Source organism: Ideonella benzenivorans, from assembly GCF_020387415.1.
GTDB classification, from domain to species: Bacteria; Pseudomonadota; Gammaproteobacteria; order Burkholderiales; family Burkholderiaceae_C; genus Ideonella; species Ideonella benzenivorans.
In genome coordinates this window covers 178,679-192,163 of sequence record NZ_JAGWCB010000020.1, presented here as the reverse complement: position 1 = coordinate 192,163, position 13,485 = coordinate 178,679, and the positions used below count along the sequence as shown (strand labels likewise).

Genomic DNA, 13,485 nt, shown 5'->3' with positions numbered 1-13,485 from the left:
CCATGACCGCCAAACCCCCTCGCCGCACCGCCCAGCGCATCCTGGAAGCTGCGCGGCTGCTGTTCAACCGGTTCGGCGTGCCCAATGTCTCCACCACGGCGATTGCCGCCGAGCTCGGCATCAGCCCCGGCAACCTGCACTACCACTTCCCCAGCAAGAACGACCTGCTGGACGCCCTGGTGGCCGATTACCTGCAGGCGCTGGCCGAGGTGCTGGCCGCCGCACCGGCCGTGCGGCGGGTGGACGAGGCCTGGGAGCATGTGCAGGCCCAGTTCGCGCTGGCCCATGGGCACCGCTTCCTGCTGCGGGACCTGAACGAGCTGCTGAGCCGCAACCGGCAGCTGGAGCAGCAGGTGCAGGCCTTGTTGGGCCGGCAGACCGACGCGGCCCGGGCCCTGCTACAGGGCCTGGTGGCGGGTGGCGAGGCCCGGATGTCCCCGGCCGAGATCGAGGACCTGACCACCACGATGGTGCTGGTGCTCAGCGGCTGGCACAGTTTTGCCTATGCCCGTGCCCCGCGCCAGGCCCTGGAAGATGCCCAGGCCGACCGCACGCTGGCCGAGGGCGTGGGCCAGGTGCTGACCCTGGTCGCCCCCTACCTGGTGCCGGAGGCGCGGGCACGGCTGGCCCAGTTGCGCCAAGCGGGCGATGCCGCTGGCGGCCGGCCCTGCCCCGCCCCTGCGCTGGCCACCGGCTGACCCCCTCAAAAAGATCGGCCGCCGGTGCCCACGGCCACGCCGCTCTGGGTAATATGCGCAGCGTTCAAATCGAACGACCGTTCGTTTTTACCCCTTGGAGGAGACCATGTCCGACCTGACCGCCCTGTTCCAGACCGCCGTGGCCGAAAGCAAGCAGCTGCCGGAGAAGCCCGACAACATGACGCTGCTGAAGATCTATTCGCTCTACAAGCAGGCCACCGAGGGCGATGTGCAAGGCGAGCGCCCCGGCATGATGGACTTCGTGGCCCGCGCCAAGTGGGACGCCTGGTCCAACCTGAAGGGCCAGACGGCCGAGCAGGCCATGCAGGCCTACATCGACCTGATCGAGTCGCTCAAGGACTGAGCGCTCAGCCCTTCTTGCCGGCTTCGCGGGTCAGGGCCTCGTCCAGCATCTTGCAGGTCTCGGCCTCGATCTTGCCCGCAAAGGCCTTGAACAGCAGGCCCAGCTTGGCGTCCAGGTCGAAGCGGCTGCCCGTCACCCGCAGCGAGCCAGAGACCCCCGAGCGGTTGAAATCGATCACGTCCTCGGTGGCGCCGGGGCGCAGGGTGCAGCGCATGTCGAGCTTCTTCTCGGCATAGCTGGCCCAGTCCTGGGCCACCTTGCGGGCCTTCTCCAGGCCCAGTTGGTGTTCACGGTGCACGCTCAGATCGGCCATCTCAGTTCTCCTTGGTGGGGGTCGTGGGCATCAGCGCCTGCAGCCGACGCTCCCGCTCGGCCGGCGGCAGATCGGCCAGGCGTTGCACGGCCGCATAGAAACGGGGGAGATTCTCCCCCTCTTGGGTGAACAGGGTCTGGAAGGCCGGCACCCAGACCAGGTAGGCCCCCAGCACCCCCAGCGAGGCGTTGTTGGCCTGCGCGAAAAAGACATCGTAGCCCCGGTAACCCTGCCAGGGGCCGTCGCGCAGCGCCGCATAGTCGGCCCGCATCGTCGCCATCACGGCCGCCTTGCGTGCGCGCTGGGCCGCGACGTCGAGCGGCCCGGCATACAGCGCCAGCAGGGCCGCTCGGGTGCGGCCAGTCAAGGCGCGGAAATCCGCGCGCCGTTGCTCGGCCTGCGCATAGGCCTGCCGGGCCGCCGGGCTGCCGTGCTGGGCCAGCCAGCGCTGGGCGCCGATCTGCTCCACCGTGGTCGCGAAGCTCTCGTTGAAGGCAGTGTCGCCGGCGACATAGACCACCTGGTGCGACAGCTCATGGAAGACCAGCCGGGCCAGCTCGCCCTCGGGCCAGCGGATGAAGGTGCTCAGCAGCGGGTCGCCGCCCAGCCAGTTGCTCATGCCCAGCGTGGAATAGGCCGGCACCGGGTAGACGCTGACCTCCTGCCCTTCGGCGCGCAGGGCGGCACCTTCGGCCTGGGCCGCCGCTTCGTCGAAATAGCCGCGGTAGCCCACGCAGCCCACCACCGGAAAGCACCAGGTCTGCAGCGTGAGCGACAACTCGGGCGCGGCCACCACGTTCCACACCGCCGCCTCGCGGTGCAGGTCGGTATAGCGCCGGTAGCTGGGGTTGTCGGGCAGCGCCAGCGCCTGCACCGCGAAAGTGCGCAACTGCTGGCTCAGGACCAGTCGATCGCGCAGGGTGGCGTCGGTCTGCGGATCCTGCAGCCAGTCGTCCACCGGCCGCGCGCTGTGCAGCAGGCTCAAATGCCCGCCAGCAGACTGCCACAGGTAGCCCGCCGAACTGCAGCCGGAGGTCAGGCACAGCACGCCCAGGGCCAGCAGCAGCGCCCCCAGGCTGCCGCCCCCGGCCCAGGCCAGCCCGCGTCGCCAGCGTGGCCCGGCCGCGTGGTCCGCCCCTCTCACAGGGCCGCCACCTCCACCAGGCAATCGTAGAAGCAGGGCGAGTCGCCCAGGTCCGTCAGGCGCTGGTGGGTCAGCTGGTTCACGTTGGTGCCGTTGCGGCCCAGCTTGCGCCACCAGATGCCCAGACCGTTCACCACGCCCGGCCGCGCCCGCGGGCTGACGCGGGCCACGCAGTGGTACTCGCCCCGGTCGTTGAAGACCCGCACCGGCTGACCGTCGACCAGCCCCCGCGCCTGGGCATCGTCGGCACAGATCTCCAGCAGCGGCTCACCCTCAATGTCGCGCAGGCTCTTGACGTTCACGAAGGTGGAGTTGAGGAAGTTGCGGGCCGGCGGCGAGATCATCGCCAGCGGGTAGCGCCGGGCCAGCGCCGGGTCGCGCTCGGCGCTCTCGTGGTTGGGCACGTGGTCGGGCAGCGGCAGCCCCGGAGCGCAGGCCTGCGCCTTGCCGCTGGGGGTGCGGAACCCGCCCTCGGCAAACGGCGCTTCCGGCACCGGCAGCTTCAGCCAGCCCACGCGGCGCAGCGCGTCAAAGTCCACCCTGAAGGCCTGGCGGGCCAGGCTCAGGTCGTCGTCGCAGAAGCAGGGTTCGTCAAAGCCCATGCGGGCGGCCAGCAGGCGGAAGATCTCGGCGTTGGACTTGGCCTGCCCGGCCGGCGGCAGCGCTGGCTCGTTGATCAGCAGGTAGGTGTGGCCGTAGCTGGCATGCACGTCCCAGTGCTCCATCTGCGTGGTGGCGGGCAACACATAGTCGGCCTGGTCGGCGGTGTCGGTCAGGAAGTGCTCCAGCACCACGGTGAACAGGTCCTCGCGCTGGAAGCCGGCCACCACCTTGGCCGATTCGGGCGCCACCGCCACCGGGTTGCTGTTGTAGACGATCAGCGCTTCGATCTTCGGCCCGAAATCCGGTGAGGCCTCGCGCAGCAGGTCGTCGCCGATGGTGCTCATGTTGATCGTGCGGGACTGGCGGCCGGCGCGCAGGTCGGGTCGCTCCAGGTCCGGATTGCGGAAGGGCTTGTTCCAGCCGGACGCCGACAACAGCAGGCCACCGGCCCGGTGCCGCCAGGCGCCCACCAGGCAGGGCAGCAGCGCGATCAGCCGCGCCGCATTGCCGCCACCGGCCACGCGCTGCATGCCGTAGTTCAGGCGGATCGCCGCCGGGGCGGTGGTGCCGTAGTCACGCGCCAGGCCGCGCACCTCGTCGGCGTTCAGGCCGCAGACCTCGGCCACACGCTCGGGCGGCCACTGCAGCGCACGCTCGCGCAGCGCGGGCCAGCCCTCCACGTGCTGGGCCAGGTAGTCATGGTCCAGCCAGTCGTGCACGATCAGCTCGTGCATCAGGCCCAGGGCCAGCGCGCCGTCGGTGCCGGGCCGCAGGGCCAGGTGCTGGTGGCACTTCTCGGCCGTCTCGGTGCGGCGCGGGTCGATCGCGATCAGCTTGGCGCCGGCCCGTTTGGCCGCCTGGGCAAAGGTCCAGAAATGCAGGTTGGACGCCACCGGGTTGCTGCCCCAGATCAGGATCAACCGGCTCTCGACGAAATGCTCCAGGTGCATGCCCAGGGTGGCGCCATAGGTCAGCGCCAGCCCGGTGGCCCCGGCCTCGGCGCAGATGGTGCGGCTGAGCTGCGAGGCCCCCAGCCGGTGGAAGAAACGGCCCGCCATCGCCTCGCCCTGCACATAGCCCATGGTGCCGGCGTAGCTGTAGGGCAGGATGGCCTGGGGGTCTCGGGCGGCGATGGCGCGCAGGCGCTGGGCGATGTCGGCCAGCGCCGTCTCCCAGCTGACCGGCTCGAACTGTCCCGCCCCCTTCGGCCCCACGCGGCGCAGCGGTTGCAGCACCCGCTCCGGGTGGCTGTTGCGCTCCGGATAGCGGGACACCTTGGTGCACAAGGCCCCGTGGGTGGTGGGGTGATCGGGCTCGCCCTGCCAGCGGATCAGCTGCTCGCCTTGCAGGGTCACGCGGATGGCGCAGGTGTCGGGGCAGTCGTGCGGGCAGGCCGCGTGGATCACACGGGTCGGAACGCTGTTCAAAGTCATTCCGTGATGATGTCACAGCGCCCAGGCGAAACCCCCGGGCGGCGCGCAGGGAAGGCTAAGATCGGCCGTCCGAACCGCGGCTGCCCGCGGTGCCTTCCCGGAGACTCCCATGACCCTGCAGGCCGACCTCCAAGCCCAGGCAGACGACTTCGTCGCGCTGCGGCGTGACCTCCATGCCCACCCGGAGCTGTGCTTCCAGGAACACCGCACCGCAGACCTGGTGGCCGAGCGCCTACAGAGCTGGGGCATCCCGGTCCACCGCGGCCTGGGCCGCACCGGGGTCGTGGGCATCTTGAAGCGCGGTGCCAGCCACCGCGCGCTGGGCCTGCGGGCCGACATGGACGCCCTGCCCATCACCGAGCACAACCGCTTCGCCCACGCCAGCCGGTCTGCCGGAAAGATGCACGCCTGTGGGCACGATGGCCACACCACCATGCTGCTGGCTGCGGCCCGCCACCTGGCCCTGCATGGCCAGTTCGATGGCACCGTCTACCTGGTGTTCCAACCGGCCGAGGAGGGCGGCGGTGGCGCGCGCGAGATGATCGCCGACGGCCTGTTCGAACAGTTCCCGATGGAGGCCATCTTCGGCCTGCACAACTGGCCCGGCATCCCGGCCGGCCATTTCGCGGTCTGCAAGGGGCCCATCATGGCCTCCAGCAACGAGTTCCGCATCGTCGTGCGGGGCAAGGGAGCCCATGCGGCCCTGCCCCAGCTGGGCATCGACCCGGTGCCGGTGGCCTGCCAGATGGTGCAGGCCTTCCAGACCATCATCACCCGCAACAAGAAGCCGCTGGACGCGGCGGTCATCTCGGTGACGATGATCCACACCGGCGAGGCCAACAACGTGGTGCCCGATGTCTGCGAAATCCAGGGCACGGTGCGGACCTTCTCCGTCGGCGTGCTGGACCTGATCGAGCGCCGCATGGCGGAGATCACGCAGCACACCGCGGCGGCCTTTGGCGCCACCGCCGAGTTCCACTTCCACCGCAACTACCCCCCCACGATCAACCATGACCGCGAGGTGACCTTCCTGCGCGACGTGATGCACGAGGTGGCCGGTCCCAAACATACGCTGGAGATGGAGCCGGCCATGACGGCCGAGGACTTCAGCTTCTTCCTGGAGAAGAAGCCGGGCGCGTATTTCATGATCGGCAACGGCGGCGGTGAACACCGCGATGCTCCGAGCGACGCCCAGCGGCAACTGGGGCCGTGCACGCTGCACAACCCCCATTACGACTTCAACGATGCCCTGATCCCACAGGGCGCGGCGCTGTGGGTGCGGCTGGCCGAGCGCTGGCTCGCACCGCGCTGAGGGCGCCGCCCTCAGGCCGTCACGTCCAGCGTGCTGCCGGTGGTGGCCATGGTTTCGGCGCCCGCGGGCACCGGATCCTCCATCGGCGGCAGCGACTGCCGGCTGCTGCGGATCTCCTTGACCGCCTCGGTCGCGATGGAGCGGGCCTGCGCCATGTCCCCCCGGGCCAGCGCCTTGCCCAGTTGGGCAAAGGACCCCTCCGGGTTCCAGGTGGCATTGGGCGGCGGGTTCTTCAGGATGGCCTTGTAGGCGTCCTTGGCCGCATCCAGGTTGCCCTGGCGCAGGGCCTTGCCCAGTTGGTGAAATTCCTTCGCGGTGGTGGCGGTGGACGACGACCAGTCGACAGCACCGGCACGGACGGCGGACACGGACATGGGTTCTCCCTCATGGCGACAGCCGGCCCGTATGCCGGACCTGTCTCACTGCGCCGTGGGGCATGGTGCGACGGAAACAGAGGCCACAAAACCAGAAACAAAGAGGACATCCACGCCGAGTTTCGGGCGCCCAACGCCCCCACGGGCAGGTTGGCCCGGCCACTCACAATGTCCTGAAATGTCCGAACAGGGTCCCGCACCGGTCTCGTTCCGAGCCCGCAGACTGGGCAAGATGACATCATCCCCACCCTGAACGCCGCCCCTCTCCATGTCCCCAATCGACCCACTCCGCACCGCCCTGCTGCTCATCGACGTGCAAGCCTCCTTCACGGCCCGGCCGTACTGGTCCACCGCCGAACTGCCTGCCTTTCTGGCCGCGACGAACCGGCTGATCGACGGCGCCCGGCAGGCCGGCCTGCCCATCGTGCGCATCCTGCACACCGATGGCCCGGACCGCGCCGACAACCCCTTTGCCCCCGTCAGCGGGCTGGTGTGCCCCCTGGACGGCCTGGTGGAGGTCGAGCCCGCCCGCACGGTGGAGAAGCACCGCCACAGCGCCCTGGTGGGCACCGGTCTGGGTGACTGGCTGCGCGCGCAGCGCATCACGCGGCTGATCGTGGCCGGCATCCGCACCGAGCAGTGCTGCGAGACCACCGCCCGCCATGCCAGCGACGAAGGCTGGGAGGTGGACTACGTGACCGAGGCCACGCTGACCTTCGACATGACCACGCCCGCGGGCGAGCGCCTGTCGGCGGCCCAGATCCGCGAGCGCACCGAGACCGTGCTGGCCGGCCGCTTCGCCACCCTCTGCACGGTGGACCAGGCGCTGGCCCGCGCCGCCACACCGGAAGCGGTGACGCCATGAGCCTGCGCGTGCAACTGCTGATGTTCGACCAGGTCGAACTGTTGGACTTCGCCGGGCCCTATGAAGTCTTCACCACCGCCAACCGGGTGGCACGACGCGATGCACCCGAGGCCCCTGCGCCCTTCCAGCTGCACACGGTGTCGCCCGACGGACGGGCAGTGCGGGCCCGCGCCGGTCTGCGCCTGGAGCCGGACGGCGCCCTGGCCGACGCCCCCGCGGCCGATCTGCTGCTGGTGCCGGGCGGGGTGGTCGAGGCCCTGCAGGCCGACGCCATCTTCCTCGATCGCTTGCGCCAGCAAGGCCAGGCGGCACGCTGGGTCGCCTCGATCTGCAACGGTGCCTTCCTGCTGGCCGACGCCGGCCTGTTGCACGGCACTGACGCCACGACCCACTGGGAGGACCTGGACGCGCTGGCGCGCCAGCACCCCCACCTGCGGCTGCGCCCCGACCGCCGCTGGGTGGACACCGGCCGGGTGCTGAGCTCGGCCGGCATCGCCGCGGGCCTGGACCTCAGCCTGCACCTGGTGCGGCGATTGGCCAGCGCGGACCTGGCCCACCGCACGGCCCGGCAGATGGACTACCCATGGCGCGACAGCGACTGAGCCCCGTCGTGACCCCGCCGGTGAACCTGCTGTTCATCGTGCTACCCGACACCTTGCTGCTCGACCTGGCCGGCCCGGCCGAGGCCTTCCGGCTGGCCAACCAACAGTGCGCCCGGCAGGGTTGGCCGCCGGCTTTCCGGCTTCGCTTTGCCGGGCCGCAGGCCCAGGTGCGCTCCTCCGTCGGTCTGACGCTGGCCGAGCTGGAGCCGCTGCCCGCCACGCTGGAGCCCCCCACCTGGGTGCTGCTGCTGGGCCGCCCCGGGGACGCCCTGCAGGTGATCCAGCGCCAGCCGGCCTGGCTGGACACCCGTGACTGGCTGGCCCGCACGTTGGGGCCGGCGCTGGCCCCCCTGGACACGCCGCACCGCCTGCTCACGGTCTGTGTCGGCGCCTTGCTGGCCGCCGACGCGGGCCTGCTGGGCCAGCGCAGCGTCACCACCCACCACGAACTGCTGGCTGACCTGCGGCGCCTGGCCCCGGCCGCCCAGGTGCGGGCCAACCGGGTCTTCGTGCAGGACGGTCCGGTCTGGAGCAGCGCCGGCATCACCGCCGGCATCGACCTGGCGCTGCACCTGATCGCCCAGGTGCTGGGCGAAGGGCTGGCTTCGGCGGTGGCCCAGGTGATGGTCGTCTTTCACCGCCGCGGCCAGGAAGACCCGGAGCGTTCGCCCCTGCTGGCTGGCCGCAGCCACCTGCACCCGGCCGTGCACGCGGTCCAGAACGCCGTGGTCGAAGCCCCGGCCGAGGACTGGACGCTGGAACGCATGGCGGCCGAAGCCCATGTCACCCCGCGCCACCTGACGCGCCTGTTCCGCCAGCATGCCGGGCTGTCGCCGCGTGCCCATGTGGAATGGGTGCGCCTGACCCTGGCCCGGGAGGCCTTGGCCGCCGGTCTGTCCCGGCCGCGCGCCTGTGCCCTGGCCGGCTTCAGTTCAGAGCGGCAGTGGCGACGGGCGGCAGCACGCCATCCAGCGCCAGCCCCTGGGCCCGAAGGTCCGCCAGCAGACGCGGCGCCGTCGTGAACTGCAAGGCGGGCAGCCCCAGCTGGCCGGCCGCGGCAATGTTCTCCGGATGGTCGTCGATGAACAGCGCCTCGGCCGGGGCCAGCCCAAAGCGCGCCAACGCGATGCGGAAGATGTCCAGCCCCGGCTTGCCGGTTTTCACCCGGGCCGAGAACACCCCGTCCTCGAACCAGGCCAGGAAGGCGTGGTGCGTCTCCAGATAATGGGCATAGGGCTCGGGCATGTTGGAGAGGAAGAACAGCCGGTGGCCTGCGGCCTTGAGCGCCTGCAGCAGTGCGACCGTGTCCGCCTGCGGCGCCAGCTCCTGCGGCACCGCGTCGATCACGGTCTGCACCTCGTCACGGCTCAGCCCCGTGCGGGCGGCAATGCGGTCCCGGCATTCCTCGGCGCTGATCAGGCCGCTGTCGAACGCCCCCCAGTCGCCCTGGTAGGCCTGAAAAAAGGTGCGCTTCCAGTGCTCGGCCTCCTCGGCCGAGCAAATCCGGTGCGGCAGCACCCGGGCCAGCAGGTCGGCCGGGCGCCACTGGAACACGACGCCACCGAAGTCGAAGATGAAATGGGGAGCGGGCATGGGCATGTCGGTCAGGCCGTGAGGTTCAGGCGCGCAAGCGGTTCAGCAAACCGGCTGTGGAACTGTCCAACCCGCTGGCGTCGCCCGTCTGCAGGCGGGGCAGCAGTTGGTGGCACAAGGCCTTGCCGAGCTCCACCCCCCACTGGTCGAAGCTGTTGATCCCCCACAGCGCGCCGCTGGTGAAGACCCGGTGCTCGTAGAGCGCGATCAGCGCGCCGAGCGCGCGCGGGGTCAACTCGTCCAACAGCAGCATGGTGCTGGGACGGTTGCCCGGGAAGCTGCGGTGGCGTGCCAGCACGGCGCGGTCCAGAGAAGGCGCAGCGGTGGGCGCGGACTCGGTCAGCGCCTGGGCCGTGCTCTTGCCCCACAACAGCGCCTGGCTCTGCGCCAGGCAGTTGGCCAGCAGCATGCTGTGCAGGGCCGCATGGTCGTGCGTGGGCCGCTTGACGGCGATGAACTCCACCGGCACCACGTCGGTGCCCTGATGCAGCATCTGGAAGAACGCATGCTGGCCGTTCGTGCCCGGCTCGCCCCAGACCACCGGGCAGCTGGCCTCGGCCAGGGGACGGCCCTGGCTGTCCACGCCCTTGCCGTTGGATTCCATCTCCAGCTGCTGCAGGTAGGCCGGCAGGCGCCGCAGCCCCTGGTGGTAAGGCGCCACCGAGCGGCTGGCAAAGCCGTGGAAGTTCCGGTACCAGACGTCCAGCAGCCCCAGCTGCACGGGCAGGTTCTGCGCCAGCGGCGCCTCGGCGAAGTGCCGGTCCATTGCATGGGCGCCGGCCAGCAGAGCGCGGAACTGCTCGGCACCGATCGCGATCGCCAGCGCCAGGCCCACCGCGCTCCAGAGCGAGAAGCGCCCGCCCACCCAGTCCCAGAAGCCGAAGGTGCGGTGGATGCCGAACTCGGCCGCGGCCTCCAGGTTGGTCGTCACGCCAACGAAGTGTCGGCCCAGATCCGTTCCGCCCTGGGCCAGGAACCAGGCCCGGGCCACCTGGGCGTTGGCCATGGTTTCCTGGGTGGTGAAGGTCTTGGAGGCGACGATGAACAGCGTGCGGGTCGGGTCCAGCCGGCGCAGCACCGGGCTGATGTCGTGCCCGTCCACGTTCGAGACGAAGTGGAACCGCAGCCCCGGGTGGCACCAGGCGTCCAGTGCCGGGACCGCCATCTGCGGCCCCAGGTCCGAGCCGCCGATGCCCAGGTTGACGATGTCGGTGAAGCCACTGCTGGCCGTGTCCCGCACCTGTTCGGCATAGGCCAGGAAACGGTCGAGCATGTCGTGCACCGTGTCGCTGAACGGTGCCGTGCCCCGCGGCGCCCGCAAGGCGGTGTGCAGCACGGCCCGGCCTTCGGTGGTGTTGACCGGCTCGCCACGCAGCATCGCATCGCGCCGCTCGGCGAGGCCGCATTCCTGGGCCAGCGCCAGCAGCAAGGCCCGGGTGGCCTCGCTCCAGCGGTTCTTGGACAGGTCGGCAAAGACCTCGGGAGCCTCCAGGCTGAAGCGCTCGAAACGCTGCGGCTCCGCGCCGAACGCCTGCCGGAGGTCGAAACTCCGGCCGCTGTCGTCAAAGTGGCGCCGCAGCGCCGCCCACGCGGCCGTCTCGTCGCAACGGGGTGCAGGCATGCTCACTGGCCCTGGATCAGGGCGTCCAGCTTGACCGCATCGACCGCGAATTGGCGGATGCCCTCGGCCAGCTTCTCGGTCGCCATCGCGTCCTCATTGAGGGCCCAGCGGAAGCGGGCTTCATTGAAGGTGCAGCCATGCGGCACCTCGGCCGCCTCGGTCTGGGGCGACAGGGCCCGGGCCAGGGGGGCTTCGCTGGCCTGCAGTTGCCCCAGCAGGTCGGGGCTGATGGTCAGCAGGTCACAGCCGGACAGTGCCAGGATCTGGCCCACGTTACGGAAGCTGGCCCCCATCACCTCGGTCGCGATGCCGTATTTCTTGTAGTAGTGGTAGATGCGGGCCACCGAGCGCACGCCCGGGTCGTTGGCACCGGCCATGGCGGCCTCGTCCCAGCTGGCACCGGCCTGCTTCTTGTACCAGTCGTAGATGCGGCCAACGAAGGGGCTGATCAAGCGCACGCCGGCATCGCCGCAGGCCACGGCCTGGCAGAAGCTGAACAGCAGCGTCAGGTTGCAGCGGATGCCCTGCTGTTCCAGGGCCCGCGCGGCTTGGATGCCCTCCCAGGTGGCGGCGACCTTGATCAGCACCCGCTCCCGCCCGATGCCCGCCGCGTCGTAGAGCGCGATCAGGCGCTGCGCGCGGGCGATGGTGGCTCCGGTGTCGAACGACAGGCGGGCATCCACCTCGGTGGACACGCGGCCCGGCACCACCTTGAGGATCTCCAGCCCGAAACGGACCAGCACGCGGTCGACGATCTCGTCGAGCACCCGGCCCTTGTGCGCCGCGACGGTTTCGGTCAACAGGGGCGCGTAATCAGCCTGCTGCACCGCCTTGAGGATCAAGGACGGGTTGGTGGTGGCGTCCCGCGGCGCGTACTGCGCCATCTGCTTGAAGTTGCCGGTGTCGGCCACGACGGTGGTGTAGGCCTTCAGTTGTTCGAGCTGGTTCATGGTGCGCTGACGACGTGCAAGGAAAATGCCACGCCCCAATTAGAACTCGACTTGGTGACGCTTGGCCTCCCCAAGTCTGCCCTGCGGACTTGGGGCGGGTTTGACCCCCAGGCACGGCTCATGCATCATGCCTCGCAATCACCCCATCACGGGCCGACAGCATGTCCTTCGACCTGGTTTTCTTTGGTGGCACCGGCGACCTCACCTGGCGCAAGTTGATGCCCGCGTTGTTCCAGGCCTTCCGGCACGGCAAACTGCCCGAAGGAGGACGCATCCTCGCCGTGGCCCGTGACGAGCGGACCGACGAAGCCTACCGGCAGTTCATCCACGATCGTTTTGCTGAGGTGGAGAGCTCCAAGCGTCCCAGCGACGAGGAGTTTGCGCGCTTTGCCGCGCTGCTGCACTACCGCCGGATGGATCTGTCCCGGCCGGAGGACTACCTCGGCCTGAAGGAGTGGATCACGGCCCGCGGGGCCGACACGGCTGTGCTGTACCTGGCCACCAGCCCCTACCTGTTTCCGGTGATCTGCGAACAGCTGGGCGCCGTGGGCCTGAACGGGCCACAGATCCGCGTCGTGCTGGAGAAGCCCTTGGGCCACGACCTGGCCAGCGCCCAGCAGATCAACCGCGTCGTGCGCTCGGTGTTCACCGAGCGTCAGGCCTTTCGCATCGACCACTACCTGGGCAAGCCCTCGGTGCAGAACCTGATGGCGCTGCGCTTCGCCAACGCGCTGTTCGAGCCGCTGTGGCGGCGCGAGAGCATTGCCAACATCCAGATCACCCTGGCCGAGGCCATCGGCGTGGGCACCCGGGGCGACTTCTACGACAAGACCGGCGCCCTGCGGGACATGGTCCAGAACCATGCGCTGCAGCTGCTGACGATGATCGCCATGGAGCCGCCGTCGACCAACGACGCGGACGCGATCCGCGACGAGAAGCTGAAGGTGCTGAAATCGCTCAAGCCCTTCACGCCGGAGAGCGTCGCACGCGATGTGCTGCGCGGCCAGTACAAGGCCGGCAGCGTCGGGGGCCAGGCGGTGCCCGGCTACCTGGACGAGGCCAAGGTGCCCCCCGGCAGCAGCTGCGAGACCTTCGTCGCCCTGCGCACCGAGGTGCAGAACTGGCGCTGGGCGGGCGTGCCCTTTTACCTGCGCACCGGCAAGCGGCTGGCCGCCCGCGACGCGCAGATCGTCATCAACTTCCGCGAGGTGCCGCACCCGATCTTCCCCGGCGCGGCCCTGCCCAACAAGCTGGTGATCAAGCTGCAGCCGGAGGACGGTCTGGAGCTGCACCTGATGGCGGCCAAGGGCAGCGGCCCCAGCGACGGGCTCTCCCCGGTCAAGCTGGACCTCGATTTCGACCGGGCCTTCGCCAGCGAACGGGTGGGCGCCTATGAGCGCCTGCTGCTGGACGCCATCGCCGGCCGCCTCAACCTGTTCGTTCGCAGCGACGAACAGGAACAGGCCTGGCGCTGGGTGGAACCCATTCTCGACAGCTGGGGCCGGGACACCGGTGGCCTGCGGACCTACGCGGCCGGCAGCTGGGGGCCGGCCGCGGCCAGCGCCCTGGTGGCGCGTGACGGCTTTGCCTGGGCCGAGGAACAATGAGGCCCG

Annotated in this window: 14 protein-coding genes; 7 read left to right on the top strand and 7 right to left on the bottom strand. The window is 70.0% G+C overall.

Annotated elements, in window-relative coordinates; translation table 11 throughout:
• Window positions 1–2 precede the first annotated feature (2 nt).
• Together KGA65_RS19685 and KGA65_RS19680 are read left to right on the top strand one after the other, a co-directional pair.
• Entirely contained in the window at window positions 3–698 is a 696-nt protein-coding gene (locus KGA65_RS19685) for a TetR/AcrR family transcriptional regulator (protein WP_225864827.1), read from the top strand.
• A gap of 106 nt (window positions 699–804) precedes the next feature.
• Window positions 805–1,062: an acyl-CoA-binding protein gene (locus KGA65_RS19680; protein WP_225864826.1), complete on the top strand. Its 258-nt coding sequence runs from the start codon at window positions 805–807 to the stop codon at window positions 1,060–1,062.
• A gap of 4 nt (window positions 1,063–1,066) precedes the next feature.
• On the opposite strand, the gene KGA65_RS19675 is transcribed toward KGA65_RS19680, so the two are convergent.
• From KGA65_RS19675 to KGA65_RS19665, 3 genes are read right to left on the bottom strand one after another with little or no spacing between them, the layout of a single operon-like run.
• Window positions 1,067–1,375 carry a polyhydroxyalkanoic acid system family protein gene (locus KGA65_RS19675; RefSeq protein WP_225864825.1) on the bottom strand — a complete coding sequence of 103 codons (309 nt, stop codon included), beginning with the start codon at window positions 1,373–1,375 and terminating at the stop codon, window positions 1,067–1,069.
• 1 nt (window position 1,376) lies between these two features.
• Entirely contained in the window at window positions 1,377–2,519 is a 1,143-nt protein-coding gene (locus KGA65_RS19670; RefSeq protein ID WP_375142661.1) for an aminopeptidase, read from the bottom strand.
• Window positions 2,516–4,555 (bottom strand): molybdopterin-containing oxidoreductase family protein, encoded by a 2,040-nt coding sequence (locus tag KGA65_RS19665; protein ID WP_225864824.1) that lies wholly within the window; start codon window positions 4,553–4,555, stop codon window positions 2,516–2,518. Before KGA65_RS19665 ends, KGA65_RS19670 begins: the two co-directional genes overlap by 4 nt.
• A 109-nt stretch (window positions 4,556–4,664) precedes the next feature.
• Between KGA65_RS19665 and KGA65_RS19660 the strand changes: the two genes are divergently transcribed.
• Window positions 4,665–5,867, top strand: coding sequence for a M20 aminoacylase family protein (locus KGA65_RS19660; RefSeq protein ID WP_225864823.1), 1,203 nt, complete (start codon window positions 4,665–4,667; stop codon window positions 5,865–5,867).
• A gap of 11 nt (window positions 5,868–5,878) precedes the next feature.
• Here the strand turns inward: KGA65_RS19660 and KGA65_RS19655 are convergent, their stop codons facing one another.
• Complete coding sequence (locus KGA65_RS19655; protein ID WP_225864822.1) at window positions 5,879–6,241, bottom strand: hypothetical protein; 363 nt, start codon at window positions 6,239–6,241, stop codon at window positions 5,879–5,881.
• A 268-nt stretch (window positions 6,242–6,509) separates the two neighbouring features.
• Between KGA65_RS19655 and KGA65_RS19650 the strand changes: the two genes are divergently transcribed.
• From KGA65_RS19650 to KGA65_RS19640, 3 genes are read left to right on the top strand one after another with little or no spacing between them, the layout of a single operon-like run.
• Window positions 6,510–7,106 (top strand): isochorismatase family protein, encoded by a 597-nt coding sequence (locus KGA65_RS19650; protein WP_225864821.1) that lies wholly within the window; start codon window positions 6,510–6,512, stop codon window positions 7,104–7,106.
• Window positions 7,103–7,708 (top strand): DJ-1/PfpI family protein, encoded by a 606-nt coding sequence (locus KGA65_RS19645; RefSeq protein ID WP_225864820.1) that lies wholly within the window; start codon window positions 7,103–7,105, stop codon window positions 7,706–7,708. Before KGA65_RS19650 ends, KGA65_RS19645 begins: the two co-directional genes overlap by 4 nt.
• On the top strand, window positions 7,690–8,730 hold the full coding sequence (locus tag KGA65_RS19640) for a GlxA family transcriptional regulator (RefSeq protein WP_225864819.1): 1,041 nt from the start codon (window positions 7,690–7,692) through the stop codon (window positions 8,728–8,730). The genes KGA65_RS19645 and KGA65_RS19640 overlap by 19 nt, the downstream gene beginning before the upstream one ends.
• Here KGA65_RS19640 and KGA65_RS19635 read toward each other — a convergent pair.
• The 3 genes from KGA65_RS19635 to tal are packed head-to-tail and all read right to left on the bottom strand — an operon-like array spanning window position 8,636 to window position 11,872.
• Window positions 8,636–9,307: an HAD family hydrolase gene (locus KGA65_RS19635; protein ID WP_225864818.1), complete on the bottom strand. Its 672-nt coding sequence runs from the start codon at window positions 9,305–9,307 to the stop codon at window positions 8,636–8,638. The genes KGA65_RS19640 and KGA65_RS19635 overlap by 95 nt on opposite strands.
• 19 nt (window positions 9,308–9,326) lie before the next feature.
• Window positions 9,327–10,922, bottom strand: a complete 1,596-nt coding sequence (gene pgi / locus KGA65_RS19630; RefSeq protein ID WP_225864817.1) for a glucose-6-phosphate isomerase — start codon at window positions 10,920–10,922, stop codon at window positions 9,327–9,329.
• Window positions 10,923–10,924: 2 nt separating this feature from the next.
• The gene (tal, locus tag KGA65_RS19625) at window positions 10,925–11,872 is read right to left on the bottom strand and encodes a transaldolase (RefSeq protein ID WP_225864816.1); all 948 of its coding nucleotides are present in this window, start codon (window positions 11,870–11,872) and stop codon (window positions 10,925–10,927) included.
• A 161-nt stretch (window positions 11,873–12,033) separates the two neighbouring features.
• On the opposite strand from tal, the gene zwf reads away from it, so the two are divergent.
• Entirely contained in the window at window positions 12,034–13,479 is a 1,446-nt protein-coding gene (gene zwf / locus KGA65_RS19620; protein ID WP_225864815.1) for a glucose-6-phosphate dehydrogenase, read from the top strand.
• The last annotated feature ends 6 nt before the right edge of the window (window positions 13,480–13,485 follow it).